Source organism: Pseudomonas viridiflava (genome assembly GCF_001642795.1).
In the GTDB taxonomy this organism is placed as follows: domain Bacteria; phylum Pseudomonadota; class Gammaproteobacteria; order Pseudomonadales; family Pseudomonadaceae; genus Aquipseudomonas; species Aquipseudomonas viridiflava.
The window spans coordinates 104,182-119,749 of record NZ_LKEH01000025.1; the positions used below are offsets into that span (position 1 = coordinate 104,182).

The window sequence follows — 15,568 nt, forward strand, 5'->3', positions numbered from 1 at the left end:
GGCCTCTTTTTTCGTGAGTCGGGTTCGAATCAGTCGAACAGACCCAGTGTCATGTAGCTGAACCAGGAACGGCTCTTGGTGCCTTTCTCTTCGGCTTCTTTCTCGGCCTGCTCATCCAGCTCTGCCTGGTTTTCCGGCAGCAGCTCTTTCGGGATGGCGTCCTTGGCTTCCTGATACTGCTTCTTGATGTCCTGATCGGCACGGGTTTCACCCGGTGGCAGCGGCGCACTACCGCTGATCAGGCCCAGCGTCGCCTTGGACAGCCACGAACGGTTGTCCGCTTCGGCCTGGCGAGGGGTGAACTCGCCGTTGTCCAGCTGCGGATGGTTCGGGTAGTTGGTTTTCAGGACTTCGAGGCTGGTCGCTGCCAGATCATCGAGGTGCAGCCGCTGGTACGACTCGACCATGACGGCCAGGCCATCACCGACGGACGGCGTTTCCTGGAAGTTTTCGACCACATAACGACCGCGGTTGGCAGCGGCGACGTAGGCCTGACGGGTCAGGTAATAGTCAGCTACGTGAATTTCGTACGAAGCCAGCAGGTTACGCAGGTAGATCATGCGCTGCTTGGCGTCGGGCGAATAACGGCTGTTCGGGAAGCGGCTGGTCAGTTGCGCGAACTCGTTGAACGAGTCGCGGGCAGCGCCCGGGTCACGCTTGGTCTGGTCCAGCGGCAGGAAGCGCGCCAGCAGGCCGACGTCCTGGTCGAACGAGGTCAGGCCTTTCATGTAGTAGGCGTAATCGACGTTCGGATGCTGCGGATGCAGACGAATGAAGCGCTCGGCGGCAGATTTCGCTGCTTCCGGTTCTCCGTTCTTGTAGTTGGAGTAGATCAGCTCAAGCTGGGCCTGGTCGGCGTAGCGACCGAACGGATAGCGAGATTCCAGCGCCTTGAGCTTCTCAGTGGCACTGTTATAGCTGTTATTGCCCAGGTCGGCCTGCGCCTGCTGGTACAGCTCGACTTCGCTGAGGTTTTCGTCGATGACTTCCTTCGACGAACAGGCCGCAGTCAATGCGAGGATGGCGATCAGCAGCAGGTGTTTCACTTGCATGGCGGCTTGCGTCCCTATAACGGCCTGCTGTCTTGGGCGGGGCCGTCCTGTTATGATGAGCGCCCCGCGATACCGGCGGGACAAAAGACGCCGTATTTAACCACAAGCGCGCTGCCGAAACCAAAGGCTAGCCGCCACCTAGTCTGGTCATGTCCGAAAATATAGAACTCCGCGCAGAGGTGCCGTCCGAATTGGGCGGTCAACGCCTCGATCAAGTCGCCGCACAATTATTCGCTGAGCACTCGCGCTCGCGCCTTTCCGCCTGGATCAAGGACGGCCGCCTGACTGTGGACGGTGGCGTTCTGCGCCCGCGTGACATCGTGCATGGTGGTGCCATTCTTGAACTGATTGCCGAGCAGGAGGCCCAGGGTGAATGGGTCGCTCAGGACATCGAACTGGATATCGTCTACGAAGACGACCAGATCCTGGTCATCAACAAGCCTGCGGGCCTGGTGGTACACCCGGCTGCCGGTCACGCCGACGGCACGTTGCTCAATGCCCTGTTGCACCACGTGCCGGACATCATCAATGTTCCGCGCGCCGGCATCGTGCACCGTCTGGACAAGGACACCACCGGTCTGATGGTGGTCGCCAAGACGATTCAGGCGCAGACCCAACTGGTCACCCAGTTGCAGAGTCGCAGCGTGAGCCGTATTTATGAATGCATCGTGATCGGTGTCGTGACCGCAGGCGGCAAGATTGACGCGCCGATCGGCCGTCACGGCCAGCAGCGCCAACGCATGGCGGTGATGGAAGGCGGCAAGCAGGCGGTGAGTCATTACCGTGTGCTGGAACGCTTCCGTTCGCACACCCATGTGCGGGTCAAGCTGGAAACCGGTCGTACGCACCAGATTCGCGTGCACATGGCGCACATCAACTACCCGCTGGTCGGCGATCCTGCCTATGGTGGTCGTTTCCGCATTCCGCCTGCTGCCAGCCTGACCATGGTCGATTCGCTCAAGACCTTCCCGCGTCAGGCACTGCATGCGCGCTTCCTGGAGCTGGATCACCCAATCACCGGTAAGCGCATGAGCTGGGAATCGCCACTGCCTGACGACTTCGTCTGGCTGCTGTCGCTGCTCAAGCAGGATCGTGAGGCGTTCATCGGGTGAATGACTGGCTGATACCTGACTGGCCCGCGCCAGCGCAGATCAAGTCTTGCGTCACCACCCGCTCGGGCGGGGCCAGTCAGGCTCCGTTCGATACCTTCAATCTCGGCGATCACGTTGACGACAGCCCACAGGCCGTTGCCAGCAATCGATCTGCTCTGACTTCCAGCCTCAACGCCCAGCCCGCCTGGTTACGCCAGGTGCATGGTGTGGTCGTTGCGCATGCGGATCCTTCGTGCGTCATGGAAGCCGATGCCAGCTGGACGGACACGCCCGGCGTCGCCTGCACCATCATGACCGCCGATTGCCTGCCCGCGCTGTTCTGTCGCCGTGACGGCACTCGGGTCGCTGCCGCGCATGCGGGTTGGCGTGGTCTGGCAGCAGGTGTTCTGGAGGCGACAGCCGACAGCCTGCAGGTTGCGCCTGAGGACGTGATGGTCTGGCTTGGCCCTGCAATCGGTCAGCCTTCGTTCGAAGTCGGGCCAGAGGTTCGCGAAGCCTTCGTCAGTCAGCATGCTGAAACGGCCGAAGCGTTCATCGCCAGTGCCAAAGCCGGTCGATTCATGGCCGACATTTATACGCTGGCGCGCCTGCGGCTGGCGGCGCATGGCATCTCTTCTGTTTATGGTGGCGGGTTCGATACCTTCACCGATTCGCGCTTCTTCTCCTATCGCCGTGCAGCCCACACCGGCCGATTTGCCTCGCTGATCTGGATCGATCACGCCTGACACTGCTCTTTTGCGCAAGCCAGCTAGGCTTGCCTGAGCGTGAGGCTGATCCACATCAATCGAGTCAGTCTTGAAACACGCAGAATTGCCCGCATCTATTGCGCATCCATAAGTGTTTCAGCAGGTTTTCGTCACAGGTGTGTTCATTGCTCCGGCCTGCTCTAAAGGAAGGTGACTATGCGTATCGACAGATTGACCAGCAAATTACAGTTAGCGTTATCAGATTCACAATCGCTGGCAGTGGGCCTCGACCACCCAGCCATTGAGCCTGCGCATTTGATGCAGGCATTGCTTGAACAACAGGGCGGCTCGATCAAGCCTCTGCTGCTGCAGGTAGGTTTCGACGTGAACAGCCTGCGCAAGGAATTGAGCAAAGAGCTCGATCAACTGCCAAAAATCCAGAACCCGACCGGCGACGTCAACATGTCGCAGGAACTGGCGCGCCTGCTCAATCAGGCTGATCGCCTGGCTCAGCAGAAGGGTGACCAGTTCATTTCCAGTGAGTTGGTGCTGCTCGCCGCCATGGACGAGAACAGCAAACTCGGCAAGTTGCTGCTGGGGCAGGGCGTCAGCAAGAAGGCGCTGGAAAATGCCATCAACAACCTGCGTGGCGGCGGGGCGGTCAACGACCCCAACGTCGAAGAGTCGCGTCAGGCGCTGGACAAGTACACCGTTGACCTGACCAAGCGTGCCGAAGAAGGCAAGCTCGACCCGGTGATTGGCCGTGACGACGAGATCCGCCGCACGATTCAGGTACTGCAGCGCCGCACCAAGAACAACCCGGTGTTGATCGGCGAACCCGGCGTGGGCAAGACCGCCATTGCCGAAGGTCTGGCGCAACGCATCATCAACGGCGAAGTGCCTGATGGCCTGCGTGGCAAGCGTCTGCTGTCGCTGGACATGGGCGCACTGATTGCGGGTGCCAAGTATCGTGGTGAGTTCGAAGAGCGCCTGAAGTCACTGCTCAACGAGCTGTCCAAGCAGGAAGGCCAGATCATCCTGTTCATCGACGAACTGCATACCATGGTCGGCGCCGGTAAGGGCGAAGGCTCGATGGATGCGGGCAACATGCTCAAGCCTGCGTTGGCGCGCGGTGAGCTGCATTGCGTGGGTGCGACCACGCTCAACGAGTACCGCCAATATATAGAGAAGGATGCAGCGCTTGAGCGACGCTTCCAGAAAGTGCTGGTGGACGAGCCGAGCGAAGAAGACACCATCGCGATTCTGCGTGGCCTGAAAGAGCGTTATGAAGTCCACCACAAGGTCGCTATCACCGACGGTGCGATCATCGCGGCGGCGAAGCTGAGCCATCGCTACATCACGGATCGTCAGTTGCCCGACAAGGCGATTGACCTGATCGACGAAGCGGCCAGCCGCATTCGGATGGAAATCGACTCCAAGCCGGAAGTGCTCGACCGTCTCGAGCGCCGCCTGATCCAGCTGAAAGTGGAAGCTCAGGCGCTCAAGAAAGAGAAGGACGAGGCGGCCATCAAGCGTCTGGACAAGCTTCAGGACGATATCCAGCGCCTGGAGCTGGAATATGCGGATCTGGAGGAAATCTGGACGTCTGAAAAAGCCGAAGTGACCGGCTCTGCGCAGATTCAGCAGAAAATCGAGCAGTCGCGTCAGGAGCTGGAGGCGGCACGCCGTCGTGGCGACCTGAACCGCATGGCTGAATTGCAGTACGGGATCATCCCGGACCTGGAGCGCAGTCTGCAGATGGTCGATCAGCATGGCAAGCCGGAAAACCAGTTGCTGCGCAGCAAGGTGACCGAGGAAGAAATTGCCGAAGTCGTGTCCAAGTGGACCGGTATCCCAGTCTCCAAGATGCTGGAAGGCGAGCGCGAAAAACTGTTGAAAATGGAAACCCTGTTGCACAACCGGGTGATCGGTCAGGAAGAGGCCGTGGTCGCTGTGTCGAACGCCGTGCGTCGTTCGCGTGCGGGCCTGTCCGACCCGAACCGTCCAAGCGGCTCGTTCATGTTCCTCGGCCCGACCGGCGTGGGCAAGACCGAACTGTGCAAGGCGCTGGCCGAGTTCCTGTTCGACACCGAAGAGGCCATGGTGCGGATCGACATGTCGGAGTTCATGGAGAAGCATTCCGTGGCGCGGCTCATCGGTGCGCCACCGGGTTATGTCGGGTATGAGGAAGGCGGTTACCTGACCGAGGCTGTTCGTCGCAAACCGTATTCGGTGATCCTGCTCGACGAGGTCGAGAAAGCGCATTCGGACGTGTTCAACATTCTGTTGCAGGTGCTGGAAGACGGCCGTCTGACCGACAGCCATGGCCGTACGGTGGATTTCCGCAATACCGTGATTGTCATGACCTCCAACCTGGGCTCGGCACAGATTCAGGAACTGGTAGGGGATCGCGAGGCGCAGCGTGCAGCGGTGATGGATGCCGTCAGTACGCATTTCCGGCCGGAGTTCATCAACCGGATCGACGAAGTGGTGATCTTCGAGCCGTTGGCGCGTGATCAGATTGCCGGTATCACCGACATCCAGCTGGATCGCCTGCGCAAGCGTCTGACCGAGCGCGAGCTTTCTCTGACGCTGAGCCCTGAGGCGCTGGACAAGCTGATTGCCGTTGGCTACGACCCGGTCTATGGCGCACGCCCACTGAAGCGTGCGATTCAGCGCTGGATCGAAAACCCGCTGGCGCAGCTCATCCTGTCGGGCAGCTTCGTGCCCGGCACCGGCATCACTGGTCGGGTAGTCGACGACGAGATCGTGTTTGCCTGATCAGGCCTGTTGCCTTATAAAGGAGGGCTCCCCGAGTGGGAGCCCTTTTTGTTGAGGGTGATGTGCGCAGCAAAATCAGCCCTGAAAGGCGATCTGAAAAAAAATCGCAAATCATTGTCTTAAAAAGCAATTTAGAGGGTTGACAGGTGTTTTTAAAATTGTAGAATAGCGCGCCTCAGAGACGTGAACGCAACGATACAAACAAAGCGCAAACGTCATTGAGATTGAAATCAAAGAGTTAACAGCGATGTGATTTCAATGCGGCAAGTGGTAACGTTGAATCTGAAATCGATAGTTCCGCGATAGCTCAGTTGGTAGAGCAAGTGACTGTTAATCACTGGGTCCCTGGTTCGAGTCCAGGTCGTGNTTTCGCAAGGTTCAATGATGTTTCAGTCGGGGTATAGCGCAGTCCGGTAGCGCGCCTGCTTTGGGAGCAGGATGTCAGGAGTTCGAATCCCCTTACCNATTTGGGTCGTTAGCTCAGTTGGTAGAGCAGTTGGCTTTTAACCAATTGGTCGTAGGTTCGAATCCCACACGACCNTTGGCTAGTTTGTATCTGGCTGGATCTTAGGGAGTGATGCCACAAGCATCATCCAAATAAAAAGCGCCTCTTACGAGGTGCTTTTTAGCATCATCGGGGTATAGCGCAGTCCGGTAGCGCGCCTGCTTTGGGAGCAGGATGTCAGGAGTTCGAATCCCCTTACCNTTTCGCCCGGCTGTATCAGGGTTGAAGATCAGGACTCAAGAACATTGGTCTTGAGTCCAACAAAAAAGGCGTCCTTCGGGACGCCTTTTTTGTTGTTTTGAATTCGTAGTATTAAGGTCGTCATTTCTTCTGGTGGTGCGGGTGCAGAGGGGTGCCAGCAGGAGTGGGGTTGATTTGGTTGGTTTCAAGGGCATGAGATCCAAAAGCTGATGGTAGATAGCCAATGGCCGATATGCTTCGGGCATAGCTTGCCGGGAAAGTGTAAACTTTGGTTTGTTGATTGACATCGCAACCTGTGGATAGGGATCATGGAGGCGTTGACTTTGCATAACGCGAAGCGGAGCTCGCTTGATGCAAAAAAATTGACGCGGAGGACCGGTATAATACGTCCCCCACGATCAGCAATAATCCCTGCTGGAAATGATCTGATGTTGTTGATGCAGATTCGCCGCTCATCTACCGCCCGCTGCGGTCGATATCCTACGGGCTGATGATTTGATGACTGTCATCCTCCCCGTCAACTCAACGTAACGATTGGGTTAGCGTAGGTAATTTTTTAAACACGAGCTGGTCAGGAGTCGAATAGCCTTCTCGGTCCGGTAGTCAACGCCATCGCGCGATCCATATTGAGGTTTCTTTACCTGATGCGTCACTTCTCTGCCAGCCTACCGGAAATGTTCAGCAGCCTGTGGTCCAACCGAAAACTGATCAGGACAGCTACAAAGAGAGAGGTTTTGGGCCGCTACCGTGGATCCGTAATGGGCATCCTCTGGTCACTCTTCAACCCTCTGTTCATGTTGTCTGTGTACACATTCGTGTTCAGCGAGGTGCTCAAGGCGCGATGGAACGTGGGCAGCGAATCGAAAACCGAGTTTGCTCTGGCGCTTTTCGCAGGTTTGATGGTGTTCAACCTGTTTTCCGAATGCGTCAATCGTGCGCCCACTCTGATTCTTTCCAATACAAACTATGTCAAGAAAGTTGTGTTCCCTCTTGAAATCCTGCCGTGCGTCATTCTGAACGCCGCTCTTTTTCATGCCGCCATCAGTTTGTGTGTTTGGCTAGGTGCCTACGCTATTTTCTTCGGCGTACCACACGCTACTGCGTTTTATCTGCCGTTGATCATCATCCCTTTTCTCTTTTTTATTCTTGGTGTCAGCTGGTTGCTTGCGTCGTTGGGGACTTACCTGCGAGACATTTCCCAGTTCATTGGTGTCCTGATCACAATGATGATGTTCCTGTCCCCTATATTTTATCCGGCCTCTGCAGTCCCGGAGGCTAGCCGTTATTTGTTGTACCTTAATCCTCTGACGCCGGTAGTTGAGCAAACCAGAGCCGTTCTTTTCACAGGTATTGCGCCAGACTTTCAAATGTTGGGTATTTACTGGGTCGCAGCCATTTTTATTGCCTGGCTAGGCTTTGCCTGGTTCCAGAAAACACGCAAGGGGTTTGCTGATGTCCTCTGAGTTTTCAATCAAAGTAGAAAACCTGAGCAAGTGCTACCACGTCTATGACCGTCCTGGTGATCGGCTGAAGCAGTTTTTCTTGCCCCGCCTTCGTGGGATGGTAGGTGTCGACCGTGGACAGAACTTTCGAGAGTTCTGGGCGCTCAGAGATGTCTCGTTCGAAGTAAAAAAGGGCGAAACAGTCGGTATCATCGGTCGTAACGGCAGTGGCAAGTCAACATTACTGCAAATGATCTGCGGCACACTCAATCCGACTCATGGCAGCGTCCAGACCAAGGGGCGAATCGCGGCATTGCTTGAGCTGGGGTCCGGCTTCAACCCTGAGTTCACCGGACGTGAGAACGTCTACATGAATGCTGCCGTACTAGGTCTCGAAGAGGCGGAAATTGATGCGCGCTTTGATGAAATTGCCGAATTTGCCGATATTGGCGAATTTATAGAGCAGACTGTCAAAAGCTATTCCAGCGGTATGATCGTACGTTTGGCATTTGCTGTTCAGGCCATGATCGACCCGGATATCTTCATCGTCGACGAAGCTCTGGCAGTTGGCGACGAAAAATTTCAGCGCAAGTGTTTTGCTCGTCTGGAAGAATTGAAAAGCAAAGGAACATCGATTCTTTTCGTTTCCCACTCTGCCGCGACGATGATCGAACTGTGTGACAGAACGCTCTTCCTCGAGCAGGGCAGTCGCTTGATGTACAGCCCGGCACCACAGGCCATTCGGGCTTATCAGGCGTTGATTTACGCGCCGGAAGGGGAGTATGAGCGCCTCCTGGAAAAATACCGCAACGCCGACACATCAGGATCGGCTCTTCTGCTGGATGAGCCAAAGCAGCTTGTGACGGTTGAGGACGAGTCGGTCGACGCTTTTGACCCAGGTCTGATCCCCGAGACGACAACTGTCTACCCGGACCAGGGCGGTATCATCGAAAAGATTGTCATCCTTGACGACGAAGGTCGTGCTGTAAATGTGCTTCAAGCCGGAAAGATCTATCAATTCGAGGTTTCGGGCAGCTTCCAAGACGACTTCTCGGGGATCTATTGGGGTATTCACATTCGCAATATTTCGGGTGCGGTTGTTACAGGCCAGCGCTACCCTGAAGAAGGCGTGTATATGGAAAATGTACGCGCTGGCAGCCAATTCAGCGTCAAGTTCTCGTTCACGATGAGCCTGCTGCCAGGCGCGTATTTCGCCGGTGCGGGTATATGGTCAGCTCAAGAACCCAACAGCGTTCATCGCATTCTGGATGCGATCATGTTCCGTGTTTCTCCGAATGAGCGGCTGAATTCGTTCGGCTACGTGTGCCTCGCCTCGAGCGCCCCCGCAGTTGAGATGAACTAATCTCATGACCATTCAGCGTTTGGTTGTCCTGGGCGACTCTCATCTGGAAGCGCTTCAACTGGCTGTCGGGCTTGGGCTTCTGAACGTGCAGGACGTGACTTTCTCCGTCGTCCCCGGAGCGACGGCTGTAGGGCTGAGAAATCCGAACTCAATCACTGATGCGCTCAATATATTTCGGACGGCCCTTGCGGCGCAGCCGAAGGACTCTGCGGTACTGATGCACTTGGGCGAAGTCGACTGCGGCTTCGTGATCTGGTGGCGCGCTGAACGCTATGGAGAAAGCACAGAGGTGCAATTTCAAGACTCTATCCATGCCTATCGCTCATTCCTGAATGAAGTGCTCCTCATGGGGTTTTCCAGAGTTTGCATCACCGGTGCCAGCCTGCCGACCATTCGTGACGGTACGGATATGGGGGAGGTTGCCAACAAGCGTGCCGAGGTGAAGGTAAGTCTTGTCGAGCGTACGGAGTTGACGTTCCGTTACAACCAGTCGTTGAGAGAGATGGCCATTGAGTCTGGTGTCGATTACTTCGATATCACTGACTCTGTCGTTGATCAGTCTACGCGGCTTGTTCATGATTTCTTTCGCAATCCAGACCCTTGCAACCATCATTTGGATGTCAGCAAAGTGGTTGGTGTCTGGGCTGGGAAATGCAACGATTTTTTTTACGAAGCTAATATCTCATTAGAGAAAAATTTGGTACGGACTGTAAAATGAATATTAATAGTTGGCCGTCTGCGGACAAAGAAAAAGTATTTAAGTATCTTTTGGACAGCGGCTACCGTTCCGACCGCTACAAGATTTTTTACGTCTCGACACCCAAGGTGGCGTGTACTTCCCTGAAGTGGTGGTTTGCTTCACTGGAAGGGAAAGTTCAGGCCCTGCGTTCGCTGACTGACAGTGCCGAGTCGGATCCGGACTTGATTATTCATGGTAACAACTTTCACAGCCTCGCCCCTGAAGTCACAGGGCTTGGCCCTGACGCTCTTGGGGATACGCTGTCGTCCGACGATTTTTTCAAGTTTGCCATCGTCCGCAACCCCTACAAGCGCTTGTTTTCAGCCTGGCAGTCAAAACTACTGTTGCAAGAGCCGCTTCAAGTAGCCCCCTACAAAAGCTATGATTTTTTTCACCATTCCCTTCGCGACGCTAACGATCTTGCGCTGGCATTCGAAGGTTTTCTTGAGCACTTGGCCAATAATGAGGCGCCTCATTACTGGGACCTGCACTGGACGCCTCAGGTAAACCTGCTTCGACCAGACCTGATCGAGTACTCGAAAATCTTCAAGATCGAGCAGTCTCAGGAGTTGGGACAGGCACTGACCGAGTGGGTGGGCAATTACATTCCGAGCCCATTCGCCGGGCGTCGAGCCAATGAAAGTCTGATTCCCTACCTTCCTGAGTTTGTGACGCCGCGCAGTGCCGAGTTGATTCGTTTGCTGTACGCACAGGATTTTCAGGTATTTGATTACGATCAAGAACCGCCTGCGGCAAAGGATACTTTTTCCGCAGAGCAGCTGGCGGTAGCCTTCAAGGCCATCAGAACCATCCGTGCACGCCACCAGCGTCTTGGTGAGCGTAATCTTCAGTGCCAGAATCTGAATCAGGCTGTTGGTCTGCGTGATGGTCAGATTGCAAGTCTTAACGAGGCGATTCAAGCACGTGACGAGCAGGTCAACAGTCTGAACCATGCTCTTGCTGAGCGTGATCGGCATGCGGCAGAGCTCAACCAGGCTATAGCCGTGCGGGAAAGTCAGAACGCGGTGCTAAGCCAGGCTATGGCTGAGCGAGATGGCCATATCGCAAGTTCGAGCCAGTCCATTGCGGATCGAGATGCGCAGATCGCGGCCTTGAGTCAGGCCATTGCCGAACGAGATGGCCAGATATCCAGCTTGAATCAGTCCATTGTTGAGCGCGATGAGCAGGCAGCCAGTCTCAGCGCCAATGTTGTTGAGCGTGATGGCCAAATCGCTGCATTGACGCACGCAGTGGCCGATCGAGATGCCCAGATTGCCGCGTTGAACAAAGCACTTGCTGAAAATGAAGAGCAGCTGAAAAGCCTGGACCACACCATTCACTCTCGTGACGATCATTTTGCTCATCTTAATCTCGCCGTTGCTCAACGGGATAATCATATTGCGGATCTGAGTGAGGCTGTGTCTGCACGTGATAAGCAGATCGAGACGTTTAAACAACTCATCGCTGACAACAGCCAAAAAACAGTCGCCAAGACGAAGGCTTATGAAAATGCGGGTGTTTTGGCCAAAGGACTCGCTGAGCGAGATAAAAAAATTGCTGAGCTGAGTGAGTACGCTACTCAGTTCGAAGCTGACTCAAAGCTGCAACTTACTAACTTGCAGTATGAGCTTGACGCTATTTTAGGTTCCCGTTCTTGGCATATAACGGCACCCATGCGTCGCGTGGGTAACTTGTTAAAACGCAAGCCTCGCTCACTGGCCAAGAGAACAATTGATTTTCTGCGTGTCCGTCAAAGTCTGATTTTTAAGTCGTCAATTCGCGAAATAGAAAATAGCATGCTGTTCAATGAGCAGTATTATGTAGCCACATACCCTGACGTTAGCGCCAGTGGTATGGAACCGGCGGTACATTATTATCTATACGGCTGGAAAGAGCACCGTAACCCGTCCGCCGATTTTTGCACTGCTCACTATCTCTATGATAATGCGGATGTCGCTAAGTCCGGTATAAATCCGTTGCTTCATTACCTGAAGTGGGGTGAGAAAGAGGGGCGTGTAGCGTGGCCGGTAAGGGATCTTCTTCCGAGCATGGAAGTTGAGCTTTCAAGTGAGCCTGATCTGATTGACGGCGTGCCGTGGTACGATATTTTTGAAGGATCAGAGGGCAATCTTAAAGGTGTAAAAGTCAAGCGTTCATCGCTTGATGAGCAAGATTTCAGGACGCTTCAGGCTGCGCAGTATTCGACGCCAAGCTCCGTGATTGATAAGGAAGTTGCCGATATATCGCAGTCAGGTTTGTTCGACGCTTCCTATTATCTGGCGATGTATCCCGACCTCGATATAAAGCCGGATGAGGCTGTTCGCCATTATTGTGAGAAAGGGTGGAGAGAGGGGCTAAATCCGTCTGATGACTTTGACAGCAAGGCCTATCTCAAAGCGTACAATGATATCCGGAATGCAAATCTTAATCCATTCTGGCACTTTGTAGTCGCTGGGGCTTCGGAGCTGCGGTCTGGCACCCCGGACTCTGCGGTTCATTATGAAAAATCGATTCGATTCGGCGAACTTGAATCCGACATAAAACTACTGGCCTTTTTCTCATGCCCAAACTGGGCGTCGCTGTCTCAAGGCGGCTCAAGCTCCAAGGAAAAATCCAAACAGCTTCTTCCTCATCATGAACTGGGGCTCTACGATCCCGCAGATATTGAAGTGCTTAAGCAGCAGGTGCTCTTGGCCAGGCAACATGGCCTTTACGGATTCTGTTTTGAACTCAACGGCAACGTGGTCAATGGCACTCATTACTCTCCGGTCAACCTATTTATCGCCGACAAGACGGTTAACTTTCGTTTTTGTTTGAGTCTGGCGATCAACGAGTTCGATACGCTCGAGTCGCTTCGGAGCGTTATGAATGAGGCGTTCACCGATGAGCGCTACATTCAAATCGACGATAAGCCCGTTATGGTCGTCATTGGATCTGGCGATGCCGAGGATGCGCGTCGTCTTGAGCAGCTGAAAAGCGTATTGATGGATAGTGTCTTCATTATTGCCAGCGGTTTTGCAAATGTAGTTGCTGATAATCAGTTGTTTGATGCTGTTACGGACATTTCATACCACCCAACGTTGGAAGAGACAGGTAACAACGTTTTTGTGACTGACGGAGATGTTGACGCAACTCCGTACGCAGTCGTTGTATCCCAAGCCGTTGCCAGGTGCTGTAAGGAAGCGTTCGGCTCTGCATCGGTTTTCCGTATGGTTACGTTGGGTCGCGATAATGCCTCGCAGAATCCTGAGAGATCGGTTCTGTACTCGCGCTTCCATATCAAAGAGTATCGCCGTTGGCTGGATGCGGCGATTTTGAGCACTCGTAGAATACAGCCCGAAGATCGTCGTTTCGTGTTTATCAACGCTTGGAACGACTGGAATGGCGGGCTATTTCTTGAGCCTGATCGTCAGAGTGGTTTCAGTCGTTTGAATGAGACAAGTCGCGCGCTCTCCGGCGTCGCTTCAGGTGCAGTTATGCCCAAGGTCTCTATTCTTGTACCTAACTACAATCATGAACGCTTTCTGCGCCGCCGGCTGGACACGATCTACGGGCAGACCTATAAAAATATCGAAGTGATTCTGATGGACGATGTATCGTCTGATCGCAGTCGTGAGCTGTTAAATAGCTATGCAGAGCGTTACCCGGAGACGACCCGCACCCTGTTTAACGAAACGAATTCGGGCAGTACATTCCGGCAGTGGGCTAAAGGTATCAAGGCATCGACAGGCGATCTTGTCTGGATCGCAGAAAGCGACGATTTCTGTAACAGCCGTTTCCTTGAAACGCTGGTGACGGAGTTTGAGGATGAAGCGGTCCTGCTTGCTTACGCGAAGTCGATGTTCGTGACCGTTGATGAGAAGCCCATGCCTGGAGAGTTTGAAGGTTATGTCAATGACCTTGCTTGCTTTGATCGATGGGAGAGTTCTTACGTTGAGACAGCTCACAACGAGGTCAATCTCGCGTTGGGCATCAAAAACACAATTCCCAATGCAAGTGGCGTGGTATTCAGGCGCCCGCTGGATATGCCTCTACTCGATAACCCTGAGTGGCTCTCGATGAGGGTCGCGGGTGACTGGGTCTTCTATTTGCATCAAATCCGTGGCGGTAAAATCGCCTACTCCACGAACGCTCGAAACTATTTCAGGCGTTACCCCGGTAGTGCTGCAGAGGCGACTTACAGGACAAGTACCTTTTACAATGAGTTGGGTGTCGCAGCGCGTGCAGTTCAAGCGTTGTACAACGTTCCTTTAGCATTGCTTGAGCAGTCAAAGAGTAGTTCAAGGGCGACCTACGATCATCATCTGCCTGATGGGGATGATCGGTTTCTTGAATGGTACGACGTGGACGCTATTCTCAAGGCGCGAGAAAACCGACAGCCGAACGTATTGGTTTCTACTATGGGCTTCTACCCGGGTGGAGCCGAAATTCTGCCTATTCGTATGGCCAATGAGTTCAAGCGACAAGGATTGTCTGTTCTGTTGTTAAGTGCGGGCTTGAACCCTAGGGAGGATGGTGTCCGCCGTATGCTGAGAAACGACGTGCCCCTGATTGAAACGTCAGATGTTGATGCCATGAAGTCTCTTATCCATGACTTCGGGATTGAGGCGCTGAACACGCATCAATGGCATATCCAGAAATACCCTTTGCAGTTGCCTGACGTTTTTTCCGAACTCGGCTCTCACGTTGCGTCGCTGCACGGCATGATTGAGCACGGCAACGCTTTTGGTGTCACTAAAGAGCAGCTTGAAATCGCTGACAAGAGCGTCACGACCTGGGTCTACACCGCAGAAAAAAATCTTGGGCCGTTCAAGGACTATAGCCTTTATGATGAAACCTCTGCGAGGTTTACCAAGCTTCCTAATGGCATGACAACTTCCACAGTTGTGCCCGTATCGCGTGCCAGCATGGGCATCCCTCAGGATGCCTTTGTATTGTGCTGTGTCAGTCGGGCCATTCCCGACAAGGGATGGGCTGAATCCATTGCCTCGGTAGAGCACGCACGTCTTCTGTCCGGGCGTGACATCCGGCTGATACTGGTAGGTAACGGACCGGTTTACGAAGAGTATTGCAAGGCCGGTGTGCCTGACTTTGTCCATCTGGCAGGCTTTAGCGAGAACTCTGTTGGATACTATGCGGCCTCGGACATGGGCATCATGTTGACGTGGTTCAAGTCCGAGAGCTTCCCGCTGACCATCGTGGATTGTCTCTTCGCCGGTAAGCCCTACATTGCCTCTGATGTAGGCGATATTAAAAATATGCTGTCTGCAGGAGAATCAATTGCAGGTACTGTTATTGAACTGGAAGACTGGGAAGTTCCTGTCCGGTATACAGGTAAAATGATCGCTTCGTTCGCTTCGGACGATGAAGTGTATCGTCGCGCATTGAAGCTGGTACCTACGGTGGCCGCTCGATATAAGATTGATGCCGTTGCAAAACAGTACATTGATATATTTCGTCGTGACATTGAGCTTTCCCGATATTGAGAGGCGAACGTTTTAAAGTTAATAAGTTCTCTATGTGAATAAACGGTATCCGGACATTTTTGTCCGGGTACACCGTTTTCGCTACGGTTTTAACTATCCACCACGTGGCATTTTTTTATTATTACTTGAATAATAACTGTATTTTGTAAATTTTTTTGACTGTGTCACCCTAAAAGAATAGAATTCCATGGTTTTTTCCGA

The 15,568-nt window shown here is 53.8% G+C and carries 8 protein-coding genes and 3 tRNA genes; 10 read left to right on the forward strand and 1 reads right to left on the reverse strand.

Annotation, left to right across the window (positions count from 1 at the left end; genetic code table 11):
- Positions 1–29 precede the first annotated feature (29 nt).
- Positions 30–1,052, reverse strand: coding sequence for an outer membrane protein assembly factor BamD (locus AO065_RS11185; protein ID WP_004884073.1), 1,023 nt, complete (start codon positions 1,050–1,052; stop codon positions 30–32).
- Positions 1,053–1,201: 149 nt separating this feature from the next.
- Here AO065_RS11185 and rluD point away from each other — a divergent pair, with 149 nt between their 5' ends.
- The 10 genes from rluD (at position 1,202) to AO065_RS11240 (ending at position 15,367) form a co-directional block, all read left to right on the forward strand.
- Positions 1,202–2,164: a 23S rRNA pseudouridine(1911/1915/1917) synthase RluD gene (rluD, locus tag AO065_RS11190; protein WP_004884074.1), complete on the forward strand. Its 963-nt coding sequence runs from the start codon at positions 1,202–1,204 to the stop codon at positions 2,162–2,164.
- A complete protein-coding gene (gene pgeF / locus AO065_RS11195; RefSeq protein ID WP_004884075.1) occupies positions 2,161–2,889 on the forward strand; it encodes a peptidoglycan editing factor PgeF in 729 nt (242 codons plus the stop codon). Before rluD ends, pgeF begins: the two co-directional genes overlap by 4 nt.
- Positions 2,890–3,066: 177 nt before the next feature.
- Complete coding sequence (gene clpB, locus AO065_RS11200; RefSeq protein WP_004884076.1) at positions 3,067–5,631, forward strand: ATP-dependent chaperone ClpB; 2,565 nt, start codon at positions 3,067–3,069, stop codon at positions 5,629–5,631.
- Between the two features lie 298 nt (positions 5,632–5,929).
- Positions 5,930–6,000 (forward strand) — tRNA-Asn (locus AO065_RS11205).
- A gap of 100 nt (positions 6,001–6,100) precedes the next feature.
- Positions 6,101–6,173: transfer RNA gene (locus AO065_RS11215), tRNA-Lys, on the forward strand.
- Positions 6,174–6,266: 93 nt separating this feature from the next.
- A tRNA-Pro gene (locus AO065_RS11220) sits at positions 6,267–6,340 on the forward strand.
- Positions 6,341–6,981: 641 nt separating this feature from the next.
- Positions 6,982–7,800: an ABC transporter permease gene (locus AO065_RS11225; RefSeq protein ID WP_004884077.1), complete on the forward strand. Its 819-nt coding sequence runs from the start codon at positions 6,982–6,984 to the stop codon at positions 7,798–7,800.
- Positions 7,790–9,142: an ABC transporter ATP-binding protein gene (locus tag AO065_RS11230; RefSeq protein WP_004884078.1), complete on the forward strand. Its 1,353-nt coding sequence runs from the start codon at positions 7,790–7,792 to the stop codon at positions 9,140–9,142. The genes AO065_RS11225 and AO065_RS11230 overlap by 11 nt, the downstream gene beginning before the upstream one ends.
- Before the next feature lie 4 nt (positions 9,143–9,146).
- Entirely contained in the window at positions 9,147–9,860 is a 714-nt protein-coding gene (locus AO065_RS11235; protein WP_004884079.1) for a hypothetical protein, read from the forward strand.
- The gene (locus tag AO065_RS11240; RefSeq protein WP_004884080.1) at positions 9,857–15,367 is read left to right on the forward strand and encodes a glycoside hydrolase family 99-like domain-containing protein; all 5,511 of its coding nucleotides are present in this window, start codon (positions 9,857–9,859) and stop codon (positions 15,365–15,367) included. The genes AO065_RS11235 and AO065_RS11240 overlap by 4 nt, the downstream gene beginning before the upstream one ends.
- Positions 15,368–15,568: the final 201 nt, after the last annotated feature.